The sequence below is a fragment of the Saccharopolyspora phatthalungensis genome (genome assembly GCF_014203395.1).
GTDB classification, from domain to species: Bacteria; Actinomycetota; Actinomycetes; order Mycobacteriales; family Pseudonocardiaceae; genus Saccharopolyspora; species Saccharopolyspora phatthalungensis.
In genome coordinates this window covers 5,193,327-5,209,395 of record NZ_JACHIW010000001.1, presented here as the reverse complement: position 1 = coordinate 5,209,395, position 16,069 = coordinate 5,193,327, and the positions used below count along the sequence as shown (strand labels likewise).

Annotated in this window: 7 protein-coding genes and 2 pseudogenes; 1 reads left to right on the top strand and 8 read right to left on the bottom strand. The window is 68.6% G+C overall.

The window, feature by feature from the left end; translation table 11 throughout:
- Window positions 1-17: 17 nt before the first annotated feature.
- Genes BJ970_RS23860 through BJ970_RS23850 form a run of 3 tightly spaced genes read right to left on the bottom strand, consistent with a single transcriptional unit; the run spans window position 18 to window position 3,350 of the window.
- The gene (locus BJ970_RS23860) at window positions 18-998 is read right to left on the bottom strand and encodes an MBL fold metallo-hydrolase (protein WP_184728286.1); all 981 of its coding nucleotides are present in this window, start codon (window positions 996-998) and stop codon (window positions 18-20) included.
- 53 nt (window positions 999-1,051) lie between these two features.
- Complete coding sequence (locus BJ970_RS23855; protein WP_184728285.1) at window positions 1,052-2,443, bottom strand: amidohydrolase family protein; 1,392 nt, start codon at window positions 2,441-2,443, stop codon at window positions 1,052-1,054.
- Between the two features lie 16 nt (window positions 2,444-2,459).
- Entirely contained in the window at window positions 2,460-3,350 is an 891-nt protein-coding gene (locus BJ970_RS23850) for an NAD-dependent epimerase/dehydratase family protein (RefSeq protein WP_184728284.1), read from the bottom strand.
- A 370-nt stretch (window positions 3,351-3,720) separates the two neighbouring features.
- Here BJ970_RS23850 and BJ970_RS23845 point away from each other — a divergent pair, with 370 nt between their 5' ends.
- Entirely contained in the window at window positions 3,721-4,926 is a 1,206-nt protein-coding gene (locus BJ970_RS23845) for an alkene reductase (protein WP_184728283.1), read from the top strand.
- A 450-nt stretch (window positions 4,927-5,376) separates the two neighbouring features.
- Here the strand turns inward: BJ970_RS23845 and BJ970_RS23840 are convergent.
- The 5 genes and pseudogenes from BJ970_RS23840 to BJ970_RS23820 all read right to left on the bottom strand — a co-directional run.
- Window positions 5,377-5,685: pseudogene (locus BJ970_RS23840) on the bottom strand (transposase); the annotation flags it as partial.
- 929 nt (window positions 5,686-6,614) lie between these two features.
- Window positions 6,615-7,883: a cytochrome P450 family protein gene (locus BJ970_RS39595; RefSeq protein WP_184728282.1), complete on the bottom strand. Its 1,269-nt coding sequence runs from the start codon at window positions 7,881-7,883 to the stop codon at window positions 6,615-6,617.
- 24 nt (window positions 7,884-7,907) lie between these two features.
- Window positions 7,908-8,765: an SAM-dependent methyltransferase gene (locus BJ970_RS23830; protein ID WP_184728281.1), complete on the bottom strand. Its 858-nt coding sequence runs from the start codon at window positions 8,763-8,765 to the stop codon at window positions 7,908-7,910.
- Window positions 8,766-8,809: 44 nt separating this feature from the next.
- Window positions 8,810-10,210: an FAD-dependent oxidoreductase gene (locus BJ970_RS23825; protein WP_184728280.1), complete on the bottom strand. Its 1,401-nt coding sequence runs from the start codon at window positions 10,208-10,210 to the stop codon at window positions 8,810-8,812.
- Between the two features lie 13 nt (window positions 10,211-10,223).
- Window positions 10,224-16,064: pseudogene (locus BJ970_RS23820) on the bottom strand (SDR family NAD(P)-dependent oxidoreductase); the annotation flags it as partial.
- Window positions 16,065-16,069: the final 5 nt, after the last annotated feature.

Genomic DNA, 16,069 nt, shown 5'->3' with positions numbered 1-16,069 from the left:
TCATTGGTGCCGCGCGCCTAGTGGTACTGGACCAGGTGCAACGTGACTGCCTCGGCGTTGGCACGGATGCTCGACTCGAAGCCGTACATGTGTCCGTACTTCTCGCGAAGCTTGTCGGCAGCCTGTGCGCTGGTCGTCTCGAGGAACTTCGCGAACCAGGCCGTGTGCGAACCCAGCTCTGGATCAACGTAGGCCTCGAGCGGATTCCTGGACACCTCGTTTTCGCACACGGCCAGCAGCTCGGCGATGAACTCCTGCTCCGCGGCTAGGTCCCCGTGGTCACCCACGTTGCCGTGGCCCCCACTGAGGTGGTCCCACTCCAGCTTGTCGACCGCATCCAGGTTGTCGCGAGTGAACAGGAACCGCTCGTTGGCGGCGAACCGCCAGAACGGTGGCTGGTCGGGGCTGATGAGGTCCGGCACGTGAACGACCCGCTCGGAGGGGAGCAGCCACGCTGCGTGGTCCTCGGTGTGCGCAGCCCACTCGAACCCGTGGAGCTCCACCCTGCTGCCCTCGAAGTCGAAGCTTCCGTTCGGCCAGCTCACCGTCTGGGTCGGCCGCGGGAGGATGCTGCGAGCCGCAGCTAGCTTCGCATCAGTCTGCTCGCTTGCGACCAGCCGGAGCGTCCTGCCTTCATCCTGGGCTGCTTGCACATACCTGTCGATGTCGTCGAGGTGGTCCGTGTGGAAGTGGCTGTAGACGATCGTGGAGATCGGCTTGTCCGTGACCGCGGAGACGGCGGACACGACCCCGTCGTAGCGCTTCAGTGGCGCGTCGAACAGGAGCACGGATTCCTCCCCGACGAGGAATACGGTCGTGTAGTTCGTGACGGACACCCACCAGACTCTTGGCGACAGCCGTTGCAGCACGTAGGGCTCCGTCATGTTGCGCTCGAACAGCTCGTCGATCTTCGTACCCGGCGGCAGCACGTCTGTGGCCGACGGTGCGACGTGCGGCTGGCTCTCACGCAACGGATTGCTCGGGGGAATCACCGACATGGAAAACCTCTCTGAATGTTCTTGGCGTGCGCTCGTGTCGCAGGACGCGAGGATCAGTCCGAGGTCGGAATTTGCAGCCCAGCGGCTCGGTGCACACGCCGCGAGGAGGCAGCTGCGGCGTCGACGATGTCCTCTGCGCCAGAAATGCGCCCCTCGCTTTTGAGGATTCGGCCGGCCACCATGACCATCTCGACGTTGCCTGCGTGCGCGCCCGTCACCAGCGCCGACGCGACGTCGTTGGCAGGCAGGAGGTTCGGGTCGGAGAGGGACATTAGGATCAGGTCGGCTTCCTTTCCCGGACTGATGCTCCCGGTCCGATCGTCGATGCCGCAGGCGCGGGCCCCCTCGATCGTCGCGAAGCTGAGCAGGTCCGCGGCATCAAAGGTCGGCAAGTCTTTCCCCGTGTCCATGCCGCCGGCGACGCCGGCGCTCAAGAGCTGCTGGTAGGCCAGCGCAGCGCGCATCACGCCGAACATGTCCCCGCTGACCGCGGACTCCACGTCAACGCTGAGACTGGGGCGTATTCCGGCCTTGAGCAGCCGATTCGTCGCTGGCTGCCCGAGGCCGGGCATGAAGACCTCCAGCGCGGCTGCGACTGAAGCCGTCGCACCGTGGTCGGCCATCATCCGAAGTTCCTCGTCGGTCGTGGTGCAGCAGTGGATGAAGGTCATGTCGGGACCCAGCTCACCCGAGCCGAAGAGCCTCCGGACAGCCTGCTGCTTGACCCCCCATTCCCCGAGGCCCACGTGCATGCTGATCCGCAGGTCGAGTTCCCGCGCGGTCGCGATGTCGCCGCAGGCGATCTCCGGCGTCGAGAGCTCCGGGCCGCGGAGCATCGCGTACAGCGTGACGCGGGCAGTGTCGTCGTTCAGAACCTGTTCACGCACCCGGCGGATGTCGTCGGGGTGATGGCGGTCGCTCCCGAACTGCCAGGACTCGGCCTCGGTGGATGGCCACCCATGACCGAACACGCACCGGATCCCCGAGCTCCAGTGAGCGTCGATGGCGGCGTCGCTGTGCTCCGGGCTGTTCATGATGTGTGACTCGTCGCGCACGGTGGTGATGCCCGCATCGAGCGCCATCAGGTCCGCAGCCAGGTTGCCGATGCGAACATCTTCGGGCTCGAAGTACGGGCCCAGCCCGATCTGCACGTGATCCCGGTACTGCGGGTAGGACCACGAAGGCCCGAGGCTGCGGATCGCGCCTTGCCACGCATGCCGGTGCGTGTCGATCATGCCGGGAAGCAATGCTTTCCGGGATCCGTCCACCACACGGACCTCCCCGGACACCTCGATCGACTGCGATACCTCGCTGATGCGGCCGTCCTCGACGAGCACGTCCCCGACGAGATCTCCGATGGCCGGATCCTGGGTGAGCAGGTGCGCTCCCTTCACGAGGATCCGCCCGCCCTGCACCGGGCGCACCGTACCGGTCTGATCTGACATGTTTTCCTCCGATCGGTCAGTTGTCGGCGACAGCCGTGGTCGCCGCCACATGAGCGGTCAGGTCGAGCTGCTGCGGGGACCATCCGAGCAGCTGTCGAGCACGAGCCCCGCTCGCGCGCTGGTCCATGAGTAGCGGCTCCGCAAGGACGCCGAGGCGCTCGTGGGTCTCCTCCGGCGTCTCGGTGGCGACCCGCCCCTCCAGGCCCCGGGCCCGACTCGCCACGGCGGCGAGGTCTCCGACCGTCGGCTGCGTGCCGTCCACCCCGATGAAGGTTGAACCGGCCTCGCCCTGTTCCAAGGCACGGACGTAGAGGTCGGCGAGATCGTCCACGTGCACGGGACTCCAGTGCTGGCTGCCGGCCCCGATCGTCACCAGGGCCGGATCGCCGTCATCAGTGCAGGGGGCACCCGTCACGAGATGCAGCAGTCGCTCCTGGCGCCCGAATGCCAGACCTGGCGCGACGACCACCGACCGGACCCCTCTGGCGTCGAGGACTCGAGCGGTCACCTCCGGCCGCCACGACGTCAGTAGTGGCGGCGAGAACGACGTGGCTTCCGTGATCTCCTGGCCGGGGCCGTAGTCCCACAGCCCGGCCGTGTAGACAAAAGGCTTCCCGCTGTCGGCGAGGGCTCCGACGACCGCGTCGACGACACCATGGTCGACGCGGGCGCTCGTCTCGTCCCCCGGCGACGCCGTGTGCACAACGCCCTCGGCGACCGACGCGAGCGCACCGAGATGGTCCACGTCTTGCAGGTCTCCCACGACGGGCGTGACCCCGGGCGCCTCGATGGCCTCGGCCTTGCCGACGTCGCGCACGAGTGCCTGCACGTCGTGCCCTGCCCCCACGAGGGCATCCAGAACTGCGCTGCCGATGTACCCGGTCGCCCCGGTCAATAGAACTCGCACTTGGTGTCTCCCTCAGCTCCCTGATGACGAGTCGAACACATGACATCGTGACCGGCCGAAACCATCGAAATCCAACAAGAAACCCGCATCTCTGCATCGGAAACGGCGATGGATCGCCGCCCGGGCTCGGGGGTTCCGGCTATCGACGTCCCCGATGACGCCATCGAACATCCTCGTTGGACGGTGGGAAATCAGCCTGCCAGGCTCGTCCACGCTGCGGGCTCGTGGTGGGCAATTCTGCGTCGACTAATTCGGCTTCTGCGTCCACATCCACCGGCGGATCGAATTCGACTACTCCGCCGGTCTGGAAGCCGCGTCGTCGAAGACGGGATCACAAGCCCCTTTTATCTTGCAGATACGGGAGAACGAGATGAGTGACACCGGAATCGACCGCGAGCAGCCTCTGCTCCGGCCATCCAGAATTGGTGACCTGCTATTGCCAAATCGCATCGTCATGGCGCCCATGACGCGCAGTCGAGCGGACAATCCAGAACGGGCTGCAACCGATCTGCACGCCGTGTATTACGCCCAGCGCGCTGGTGCGGGTCTCATCGTCACCGAAGGGACACCGATCTCTCCACAAGGGGTGGGCTACATCAACGTTCCCGGCATCCACAGCGCGGCGCAGGTGCGGGGCTGGAGCGGCGTGACCAACGCCGTGCACCGTGCCGGAGGTCGGATCTTCGCCCAGCTCTGGCACGTGGGAGCACTGTCGCATCCCGACTTGCAGCCGGACGGGCAACTGCCGGTGGCTCCGTCGGCCATCAACCCGAACGACAAATGCTTTACGAATCGTGGCCACACACCGACCGTGGTGCCTCGTGCCCTGAGCACAGGCGAGGTCGAGGCGACGGTCGAGGACTTCCAAGCGGCGGCGGCCAACGCCGTGCGTGCGGGTTTTGACGGCGTTGAGATCCACGGCGGCAACGGGTACCTGTTCAGCCAGTTCTTCGCCCGGAGCATGAACCGCCGCACCGACCGTTACGGGGGCACGATCGAGAACCGCGCCCGCTTCTTGCTCGAGGTCGTCGATGCTGTCGCGGAGGAGATACCTCGAGGTCGAGTGGGCGTGCGGCTCAATCCTGCACTGCACCGGTTGGGTGGGGTGCTCGTCGATGAGGAGACCTTCCCCCTGTTCGAGTACGTGGCTCGTCAGCTCGATGCCCGGGAGCTCGCGTATCTGCACCTGCTCGAACCGATCAACCCGACCGACGAGTTCACGCTGCCGGCACCGACGATCGCCGGACATTTCCGCCCCCTGTTCACAGGCCCTCTGATCTCCGCCACCGACCACACCCGAACGACGGGCAACCGCGCCGTTGAAGCGGGGACGGCCGACCTGGTGGCGTTCGGTCGGGCGTTCATCGCCAACCCCGACCTCGTCGAGCGGTTCAGAGTGGGTGCGGCGCTGGCGGTTCCCGATCGCGCAACGTTCTACACCGGAGGCGCTCAGGGGTACACCGACTATCCGCGCCTCGTGGATGATCGCGAGGTCGAGTCCGTGGCGGGTGACCAGGCCGTCGGACTGAAGTACGCGGAGGCGCGAGCCCGGATGCGAGAGTCATGGTCGACGTGAGCTACGGCCGCTGACCCGGCTCCGCGGACCGTGCCGTCGGCGGAGCCGTCCGGATCGGGCCTCGTCAGTACACCGCGCAGTGCTGGGTCGGCGTAGACGGTCCGGCCTGGTCGAGGAGGCACCGCGACCGGGGAACCGAGGGCGAGGGTGCCGCCTGAAGGCACGATGACCGGGCCCAGCCCCAGGAACGTCCTCGGCCGCCGGTGGTGTGGCACGTGCACACCCTCGACTCGACCCTGCTGCGCGATCACATCCCATCCCTATACTGGGATCAGCTTGTGCGACAAGCGTTCTCGGCCGCCAAAGCAACGTCTACTTCGGACACTGCGCACGTCAGCAGCAGCTCAAAGACACCGTGCGCGCCGATGCGCCCGTTCAGCGGGTGGCTGCCGGGTTCCACGGGCCCGGGAGGATCTCCTTTCTTTGGCCGTAGGGGTGGGGTGGTGCTGGTCAGCCGGGGTGCAGGCGGGCCAGTGCGGTGATGATCAGCCCGGTGTAGGGCCAGCGGGCAGCGAGCCGGAGGCGGGTTTGCCGGGCGTGACGAGCCAGTCGTGCCGCAGTGGAGAACAGGCGTAGCCGTAGACGTTTGGGTTCCCAGCGGCGGGCGGGGTGGTCGTGCAGGGCGAGGTTTTGCATCCAGGTGGTGAGTTCTGTTGCCAGGCAGGCGATTTCGATCCAGATCCGGTTGGCGTTGAAACCGTGCAGGGGTAGGTTGCGCAGGCCGGTGTCTTTCGCGGTGCGGACGCGGTCCTCGCAGCGCCGGCCTTGATCAACTGGCCACCTAGTTTGACGTCCTCGACGGCGACCCGGCGCAGCCCATGGTGGGTGACGTTGAGGTAGCGCAGCAACTCCTCGACGGCGTTGTCGACCAGCCCCGGATCGTCATGGAGCTCGGCTAACTGGTCGGGATGCCGCAGGAGGGTCAGGGTGCCGAGCGCGATCATGTTCGCGGTGCTCTCCTGGCCGCCGATGAGCAGCAACATAGCGATATCGGCGATGTCGGCCCTGGTCAGGATTCCGGTCCGGAGCTGGTCGACGGCCAGCTTGCTGAGCAGGTCGTCGGCCGGGTCGGCGTTCTTGGCCTCGACCAGGTCACCCAGGTACGAGCGCAGCGCGGCACTGGCGGCGATCGCCGCCTCGGCACCGGCCGTCGTGGACATGACCGCATTGGCGCGCGCGTGGAAGAACCCGCGGTCAGCGTACGCAACGCCGAGGATTTCGCAGATCACCAGTGTGGGGAGCGGAACCGCGAAGTTCTCGACGAGGTCCGCCGGCTGTGGGCGGGCGAGTATGTCGTCGATCAGGCCGTCCACGATCTGCTGAATCCTGGGCCGCAGGGATTTCACCCGCTTGACGGTGAAGTCCCTGGTCAGCATCCGGCGATGAACGGAGTGCTCGGAACGGTCCATGGCGATGAAGGATCGAGGCCCCTTACTGCGACAGGCGGCGGCCTCACTGTGATGGGGAAAGCCCGGCCGACTCACGTCGGCGCTGATCCGCGGATCGGACAGCGCGGCGCGCTGGTCCTCGTACCGGAAGATCAGCCACGGGGTACTTCCGTCCCAGATCCGGACCCTGGCGACCGGATCGTTGCAGCGCATAACCGCCACCTCGGGGACTGGCTCGAACGGACATACCCTTCGCATCGGGTATTCCGCGACGAAGTCGTTCATGTCGATGTCCAGAGTTCACGCGACGGATAAGGAGTTCGTGCGTTGGGGAGTGAACACGACGGGAAGTGCGACCAGACTCCGCATGATCATGATCTCCCGCCAGCGGATCTCCTCCGTCGGCACCGCCAGCGCCAGGTCGGGGAACCGCGCCAGCAGCGAGCGGACCGCGATCTCGATCTCCATCCGGGCCAGGTAGGAACCCAGGCAGTTGTGGATGCCGTGGCCGAACTGCAGATGCCGGGTGCCGGTACGGGTGATGTCCAACGTATCGGGCTCGTCGAACACCTCCGGGTCACGGTTGGCCGAAGCGAGCACGATCTTCACCAGTGCCCCCTCAGGAATCACCTGATTGCCGATCGGGATGTCCTCGGTGGCCACCCGCAGGATCGCGGTCTCCAGCGGCCCGTCGAAGCGCAGCAACTCCTCGACGGCCTGGGGCAGCAGCGACGGGTCCTCCCGCAGCAGGGAGAGCTGGTCTGGGCTGCGCAACAGGTTGAGCACGGCGTTGCTGATGCCGTTGACCGTGGTCTCGTGTCCGGCGATGAGCAGCTGCACGGCCATGCTCACCAACTCGTGCTCGGACAACCGGTCCTCGTCGTGGTCCCGAACGTCGATCAGCGCTGCCAGCAGACCTTGCCCGTCCGACTGCGCGTCGCCCAGTTCGGTGCGCTTGACCGCGATGAGTTCGCTCAGGTACTTGCGCAGATTGCGCATGCCGTCGGTCGCCGTCATGCCGTCGCCGGAGTCCGAGTTCGGCAGGAACAGTGCGGTCGTCCACTGCTTGAACGACTCACAGTCCTCGACTGGGACACCGAGCAGTTCGCAGATCACCTCGATGGGCACCGTCGCCGCGACGGTGCTGACCAGGTCGGCGCTGCCGAGCGGAGCGATCGCGTCGAGCAGCCCGTCCACGATGCGCTGCACGACGGGCCGCATTCCCTCGATCCGCCGGGCCGTGAAAGTCCGGTTCACCAAACGGCGCAGGCGGGTGTGGTCAGGCGGGTCACTGGACAGCAGGGTCCGCGGAGGGTCGGACTCACGGTCGAGGAAGCCGTACGCGAACGCGCCGAGCGCCTGCTGCACACGGCGACCGTCCATGGACAGTCGAAGGTCGCTCAGCGCGGCCTGCGCCTCGCCGTAGCGGGTGATCAGCCACGTCTCCAGGCCGTCCGGCCGCAGCACGCGGTGGGCGGGCCCGGCCTCACGGAACGAGGTGAGGGTGGGATACGGATTGTGGAAGTAGTCGTGGCTGTAGAGGTCAGCCACCGGACATTTGCTGGACACTGGTCCTCCAAGGACACGTGATCACTACGGGCGCCGGGCGCTCACGACCAGATAGCCGAACTCGGGGATCTCCGCGAGGCGCTGCCACACCTGCAGCTCCTCGTCCACGTCGCGCTGCTGCGAGCCCATGTCGCTGAGGATCTTCCGCGCGTTCTCCTGCGCGCGCTGCCACAGGGTCTGGAAGGTCAACGTGATCACGTTCGCGCTGACGTCGAGGACCTCACCGTCAACGAAGCCGGCCTCGACCAGCAGCGCTGGGTAGCCCTCGACGGTCGCCAGTGACCGGATCAGGTTGCTCCGCATGTAGCGCACGAGGATGTCCTCGTCCTCCGCACGGTCGGCCGGAATCGGCGCCAGCAGCACCTCGTCGGTCAACGCGAGCTGGCCACCGGGCCGCAGCACCCGCGCGACCCGGCTGAGCACGCCGACCCGGTCCATGTGCATGATGGACTCCAGGGCGAAAGCCGCGTCGAACTCACCTTCCTGGAACGGCAGGTTCATCGCGTCGGCGAGCTGGAAACGGGCCAGGTGCGCCACGCCCTCGGCCTCGGCCAGCTCGCTAGCCTTGCGGACCTGCTCCTGGCTGACCGTGATACCCACGACCTCGGCGCCGGTGGTCTTGGCCAGGCGCACCGCCGGGCCGCCCACGCCACAGCCCACGTCCAGCACGCGGTGACCCGGCCCCACGTCGAGCTTGCCGAAAACCACGGAACTCAGGCGGGTCATCGCGTCGGCGATATCGCCGACGGCCGCTGGGTCGTCCCAATAGCCGAAGTGCAGGTTCTCCCCCAACGACAGCACCGCCGGCACCTTGGCGATCTTGTCGTAGCGAACGCCGATCTCCTCGGGCGCCCACAGCGTGTCCTCGGTGATCAGAGTCATTGCCGTACTCCTTCGATGGTGTGTGACGTGTGGTTGACAGTGGCTCAGAGCAAGACCTGAGAGAGAAGCTTCCGTTCCGCCGGGGTGAACGGCGGCTCGTCCAGTGGCGGTTCGGTGGGGCCGAGCAGCGCCGCGAGGACGACTTTCGGTTCGGTCAGCCGGGAAAGCGGTGCCGACAGGGTGAACACGTCGGCCATCGCGGACGCCACGGACAGGCGGCTGGCCGACGTCTTGTTCACCCGGTTCAGGTAGGCGCGCAACAGCCGTGCGGCCACGCCGCCGCTGCTGTGGACTTCGCCGTCGCCGTTCGGGTAGCGCTGGTCCTGACCGGTGGCCAGGGCCCACGCGACGGCCGCTGAGGCGGAGATCTCCTTCTGCAGCGAGGGTTTTCCTGCCGAGCTGGGGAAACCGGTGCGCTCGAGCGCGGTGCGCAGGGCCAGCGCGGACATGGCCGCGACCGACATTCCATGGCCGTAGACCGGGTTGAACGCGGCGGAGGCGTCCCCCAGGACGACGAACCCGGCCGGCCACTGCGGCATCTCCTCGTAGTAGCGGCGACGGTTGGAGGTGCTGCGCGTGCGGTGCACCGGGCCGAGCGGCTCGGCACCGGCGATCAGGTCGCCGATGACGGGGTGCCGCAGGCCACGGGCGAACGCGACGAACTCCTCGTTGGTGCTCGGCGGTTCGGCACCGCGCAGACCGGAGATCGTGACGATCCAGCGATCGTCCTCGATGGGCAGCAGTGCACCGGCGTGACTGGGCAACCGCTCACCGGGGACCGGCAGGATGTTGAGGGCCGGAAAGTCCGCACCCATCGGCACGGGTACGCGGAAGACCTGGGTCGAGTAGCTCAGGCCGCTGTCGACGGCGACCTCGCGCACCTCGGGCAGCCCCAGTTCGACCAGCCAGTTGCCGGCGTTGGAGCCGCGACCCGTCGCGTCCACGACGAAGTCGGCAGCCACTTCGGTGACATCGCCGCTGCCACGCTCCCTGATCCTCGCGTCGGTGACCCGACGCGCGTCGCCGCATAGGCCGACCACGTCGGTCTCCTGTCGGACGGTGACTCGGCCGGTTGCCAGCACCCGCTGCCCGACGATGAAGTCCAGCAGCGGCCGGCCGCAGGTGATCACGTACTGGAGGTCGGCTTTCCGCGGTACCCAGCCGTGCGCGGTGTTGGAGACGATGCCGGTGCGCATGCTGATCCGGTGACCGCCGGCCGCCAGGACGTGGTCGATCAGGCCGGGCACGAGCCGGTCCATCGCGCGGGCACCGCTGGACATCAGCATGTGGGCGTGTCGGGCCTGCGGCACGCCCTTGCGCACCTCGGGAACTGACGGCAGAGTGTCCCGTTCGATGACGGTGACGTGGTCGACATGGTGGACCAGCGCCGCCGCGGACAGCATGCCGACCAGTCCCCCGCCCAGCACGATCGCGTGTTCTGCCATGGACGTCTTCCTCTCAGACCGTGGCCGCGATCCAGTCGCGGATGAGTTTTGCCGTGGTCTCGGCGTGGTCTTCCATCAACGTGAAGTGGTTGCCCTCGGCGTCGACCGCGTCGTGCGGCAGCCGCCAGGAGGGTTGCCAACCGTTGCCCTGTTCGGTCGCAGGCAGTGGTTCGGTGGCGCGGACGAGCAGGGTCGGTGCGGTAACGGCCGTGGGCTGCCAGCGCTGGAACAGCCGGAAGTAGCCGCCCATCGCGGTGAACCGGTCGTCGCCCAGCGGCGCGCCGGCGCGCTGGCGCTGGACCATGGCGTCGACGAGGCCGGATCCGATGGCGCTGATCGCCTCGTCGTCGAAGGTGAAGGCGTCGACGAGCACCACGGCGGCCGGCGGTGACGCGTCATGGTCCAGGCGGCTGGCCACGGCGTGCGCGATCAGACCGCCAGAGGAGTGTCCAAGTAGGACGCACGGCTTGCCTCCGACGATCTGGCGCACCGAGTTCGTGTGCATGTCCAGGAGCGCGTCGAGACTGCCGGGCAGGCTTTCGCCGGCGACGAAGCCCGGCTCGGGTAGCACGGAGAGGTCGGTGACACCCCGCAGCGCACTCGCGAACCGCGCGTACTGGTGCGGGCCGGAACTCGCGAGCATGGAAGGGAAGCAGACGATGTGTGGAGCTTCGCACCCGGTCGCCAGCCGCAGTGGTGCGGGTGCCGGCCCGGACTCGGAGGTAGGCCGAAACTGCGACGCCGTCATCAGGAATTCGAGGAACTCGGCGAACCTGCCTTGTTCACTAGCGGTTTCGAGCAGTGTGCTGAGGGTGCCCATGGTCTCCCGAACCGGTTCCGGCTGGACGCCGGTCAGTTCGCCGTCGAGGTGGGCTGCCAGCGCGGTGGCCGTCGAGTGCTCGAACATCGCGGTCGCGGAGACGTGGACACCGAGAGCGGTGACGAGTCGGTTGCGCAGGTCCACTGTGGTCATTGAATCGAAGCCGAGCTCCAGGAACTCCCGGTCGGCGACGATCGGCGACGGGTAGCCCAACGCGAGGGCCGCCTGAGCGCAGACGATCTCCCGCAGCGCGGCCTGTCGGTCGGCGCCGGTCAGTCCCAGCACGCGTTGGCGAACCGAGGAAGCATCGGGAGTCGCCTGGTCTCGGTGGACCGCGGGCCGCACCAGACCGCGCAGGGGCGCCGGCAGCACGGGCGCGCCGCGCAGTGTGCCGAAGTCGAGCTGCGCAGGTACGACCACGGCGTGGCCGGAAGCACACGCGGCGTCGAACAGCCGCAATCCGTCCTCAGTGGACAGCGGGACCATACCCGCCCTGCTCGACTCGGCCTGGACGCGTTCCCCCGCCATGCCGTCGGCGTCGGCCCAAGTCCCCCAGGCCAGTGAGGTCGCGGGTAGGCCGTTGGACCTGCGGTGCTCGGCCAGGGCGTCCAGGAAGACGTTGGCGGCGGCGTAACTGCCCTGGCCGGGGGTCCCGAAGACCCCCGCCGCCGAGGAGAACAACATGAACGCCGATAGGTCCGAGGTCAGTTCGTGCAGGTTGAGGGCGGCTTCGGCCTTGGGCCGCAGCACGGTGTCCAGCCGCTCGGGTGTCAGCGCCGTGATCACGCCGTCGTCCAGGACGCCGGCCAGGTGCACCACCGCAGTCACGTCGTCGACCTCGGTCAGCACCGCGGCCAATGCGTCACGGTCGGCGGCATCACAGGCGACGACGGTCACCGCCGCGCCCAGCGCCGTCAGCTCGGCGGACAGACCACCATCGGCCTCGGGGCCGCGCCTGCTGATCAACAGCAACCGGCGCACACCGTGGTCGGTCACCAGGTGTCGGGAGAGCACCCGCCCCAGCGCACCCGTGGCGCCGGTGACGACAACCGTGCCGGTACCGAAATCGATTGCGCCGCCAGCCGCCGTCTTGACCAGGCGCGGGACGTACGTCGCGCCGTCGCGGATGGCGACCTGCGGCTCGTTCGGGGAGAGCAGCGCGGTGTCCAGCGCGGTCGGGTCGTCGGTGTCGACGAGCAGAAACCGGTCCGGGTGTTCCATCTGCGCGGACCGCACCAGGCCCCACACGGTGGCGTGCGCGGGATCGTCGGCGTCGGGCCCCATCGCACCGGAGGTGACGAAGGCCAGGCGCTGGTCGCCGCGGTCGACGGCGAGCCAGTCCTGGAGCAGCGTGAGTGCGCGCCGTGCGGCGGCGTCCGCCTTCTTGTCCTCGGTGAACGTCTCGACCTTCATCGGAACCGTGCCGCGCGCGGCCGTCGGGGCGGACACCCAGTCCACGCCGAACAGCGCGGCCCGGCCCGTGGTGGGCTGGTCGGGACGGGCCGCGCGGGACACCAGTGCCTCGATCGTGGCGACCGGGCGGCCGGTGTCGTCGGCGACCGCGAGGGAGACAGTGCCGGCGCTGACGGGCGCGAGCCGCACGCGCAGGGCCTGCGCGCCGGTGCTGTGCAAGCGGACTCCGCCCCAGGAGAACACGACGGATGGCCCCTGGTCGCTGTCCTCCGTTGCACCGAGACCGACGGCGTGCAGCGCGGAGTCCAGCAGGGCCGGATGCAGTCCGAACCGGGTGGCCAGCACCCGCTGGTCCTCGGGAAGCGCGGCCTCGGCGTAGATTTGCTCGCCGTCGCGCCACGCCGAGCGCAGGCCGCGGAACGTCTCGCCGTAGTCGTGGCCGTGCTCGACGAACCGGGTGTAGAGCTCGTCGACCGACATCTCCTCGCAGCCCTCCGGCGGCCAGACCGTGAAGTCGAAATCGACGGAGGTCCCGGCCGAGGTGAGCACACCGCTGGCATTGCGGTCCCACGGTCCGTCGTCACTGGTCCGGGAATGGAACCGGATCGTGCGGGCGCCGTTGGCGTCGAGCGGCCCGACCACGACCTGCAGCCGCATCTCGGCGCCCTCGGCAAGCACGAGCGGCTGCTCGATCAACAGCTCCTCGACGCGGTCGCAGCCGAACTCGTCGCCCGCGCGCAGGGCCAGTTCCAGGAATCCGGTGCCGGGGAACAGGGTTGTGCCGGCGATCGTGTGGTAGGCCAGCCACGGGTGCGACCGCAGCGAGAGCCGGCCGGTGAACACGAGGCTGTCTTCCTCTGCGATCTCCACCATCGCCCCGAGCAGCGGGTGACCGGGGGCGGTGAGGCCGGCGGCGCCGATGTCCACGGCGTGGCCGTCCGCCTCGGCCCAGAACCGTTCCCGCTGGAAGGCGTAGGTGGGCAGGTCGATCGGGGCGCCTGAGACGATCGCGGGCCAGTCGAGCTGGACACCGTCGACCGCGAGCCGTCCGACCGCGGTCAGCACGGCCTGGTCCTCGGGCTGGTGGGCGCGCAGCGCCGACACGGCCAGCGCGGTCGAATCGGCGAGGCACTCCTGGCACATCGAGGTCAGCACGGCCCCGGGGCCCAGCTCGACGTACCGGGTCACCCGCCGGTCGGCCAGCGCGCGGATGCCGTCGTGAAAGCGCACGGCCTGCCGGACCTGCCGTACCCAGTACTCGGGCGTGCAGAACTCAGCCGCGTCGACGAGGTCGCCGGTGACTGTGGAGACGATCGGGATGCGCGGTGTGGTAAATGCGAGTCCGGCGACGCTCGCGCGCAGCTCCGCCAGCATCGGCTCCATCAGCGGCGAGTGGAACGCGTGGCTGACCCGCAGCCGCTTGGTCTTGCGGCCGTCGCTGGCGAGCCGTTCGGCGACGGCGAGCACGACCTCCTCCGCGCCGGACACGACCGTCGACTGTGGACCGTTGATGGCGGCTACACCGGCCTGGTGCTCCGATCCGGCGAGCAGCGCCAGGACTTCCGGCTCGGTCGCCTGCACGGACACGACCGCGCCCCCCGTGGGCAGCGCCTGCATGAGCCGCCCCCGTGTCACCACGAGCGTGCACGCGTCGGCCAGCGACAGCGCGCCTGCGACGTGTGCGGCGGCGACCTCGCCGACGGAGTGCCCGAGCAGGTAGTCCGGCTTGAGCCCCCACGAGGTCATCAGGGCGAACAGCGCGACCTCGACGGCGAACATCGCGGGCTGGGTGTACGCGGTCTGATCCAGCAGCGCCGTCTCGGGTGCGAACAGCAGGTCGCACAGGGCGCGGTCGAGGTGGGTGTCCAGTTCGGCGCAGACCTCGTCTAGTGCCTCAGCGAACACCGGAAAAGCCTGGTATAGCCCATGTCCCATACCCACACGCTGCGAACCCTGCCCGGAGAACAGCCACGCCGTGCGGCCACCGGTGCGTGCCTGGCCGGTGATCAGCCCAGGGAACTCGCGGCCCTCGGCAAGGGCCTCGACGCCTGCCAGCAGGCCGTCACGGTCCCGAGCCACGACCAAAGCCCGGTGGTCGAACAGCGAACGGGTCGTGGCCAGCGAGAACGCCACGTCCGCCTCGTGCTGGGTGTCGATGTGGTCCCGCAGTCGTCGCGCCTGCTCCTGGAGGGCACCGGCGTCCCGGGCGGTCAGAATCCAAGGTAGCGCGCCGGAAGTCCTGATGACGTCAGGGTTTTCCACCGCTGAGGCTTCTTCGACAATGACGTGCGCGTTCGTGCCGCTAACTCCGAACGACGACACCGCCGCCCGGCGCGGACGGTCGGTCGCAGGCCACGGCCTGGCCTCGGTGAGCAGGGACACCGATCCCCGTGTCCAGTCGACGGCCTTGGTGGGCTCGTCGGCGTGCAGGGTCGCCGGCAACGTGTGATTGCGCAGCGCCATCACCATCTTCACCACGCCGGCCAGTCCCGAGACCGCCTGGGTATGTCCGATGTTGGACTTCACCGATCCCAGCCACAGCGGCTGCTCGCGGTTCTGCCCGTAGGTAGCCAGCAGCGCCTGTGCCTCAATCGGGTCGCCGAGCGCGGTCCCGGTGCCATGGGCCTCAACAGCGTCCACATCGGACGGTGTGAGGCCGGCGTCCTCCAGCGCCTGCTCGATGACCCGTCGCTGCGCCGGACCGTTCGGTGCGGTCAGGCCGCTGCTGGCGCCGTCCTGGTTGACCGCCGATCCCCTGATGACGGCGAGCACGCGGTGCCCGTTGCGCTCGGCGTCGGACAGGCGTTCGACCAGTAGCACACCGGCGCCTTCACCCCAGCCGGTGCCGTCCGCGGCCTCGGCGAACGGCTTGCACCGGCCGTCGGCGGCCAGTCCGCGATGGCGGCTGAACTCCGTGAAGGTGCCGGGGGTCGTCATCACGGACACGCCTCCGACCAAGGCCATGGTGATCTCACGGCGGCGCAGCGCCTGGACGGCGAGGTGCAGCGCGACCAGCGACGACGAGCAGGCGGTGTCGACGGTCAGCGCCGGCCCCTCCAGCCCGAGCGTGTACGCGACGCGGCCAGAGATGACGCTGGCGGCGCCACCGGTGAGCAGGTAGCCCTCCAGTTCCTTGGGTGCCGGCGACACGTACATGCCGTAGCCCTGGTCGGACGCGCCGATGAACACGCCGGTGCGGCTGCCCCGCATCGACGCCGGGTCAATGCAGGCCCGTTCGAACGCCTCCCAGGCGACTTCGAGGGTGAGCCGCTGCTGCGGGTCCATCGCGGCGGCCTCTCTCGGCGAGATGCCGAAGAAGGGGCCGTCGAACCGGGTCGCGTCGTGCAGGAAGCCGCCGACCCGGACGTAGGACGTGCCGCCGCGCTCGGGGTCGGGGTCGTAGAGGGCGTCGAGGTCCCAGCCGCGGTCGGTTGGGAAGCCGGTCATCGCGTCGGCGCAAGCGGCCAGCAGGTCCCACAGCTGTTCGGGGCTGTCCGCACCGCCAGGGAACCGGCAGCCGATGCCGATGATCGCGAGCGGTTCCCGCGCCATCTCGGTGAGTTCGTCGTTGCGCGCGCGCAGCCGCTCGTTGGCCTTGAGTGTGGCCCGGAGCGCGTCGACGATCT

Coding starts and splice junctions, on each gene's coding strand:
- BJ970_RS23860 (WP_184728286.1), bottom strand. CDS start 998: ATGTCGGTGATTCCCCCGAGCAATCCGTTGCGTGAGAGCCAGCCGCAC.
- BJ970_RS23855 (WP_184728285.1), bottom strand. CDS start 2,443: ATGTCAGATCAGACCGGTACGGTGCGCCCGGTGCAGGGCGGGCGGATC.
- BJ970_RS23845 (WP_184728283.1), top strand. CDS start 3,721: ATGAGTGACACCGGAATCGACCGCGAGCAGCCTCTGCTCCGGCCATCC.
- BJ970_RS23830 (WP_184728281.1), bottom strand. CDS start 8,765: ATGACTCTGATCACCGAGGACACGCTGTGGGCGCCCGAGGAGATCGGC.
- BJ970_RS23825 (WP_184728280.1), bottom strand. CDS start 10,210: ATGGCAGAACACGCGATCGTGCTGGGCGGGGGACTGGTCGGCATGCTG.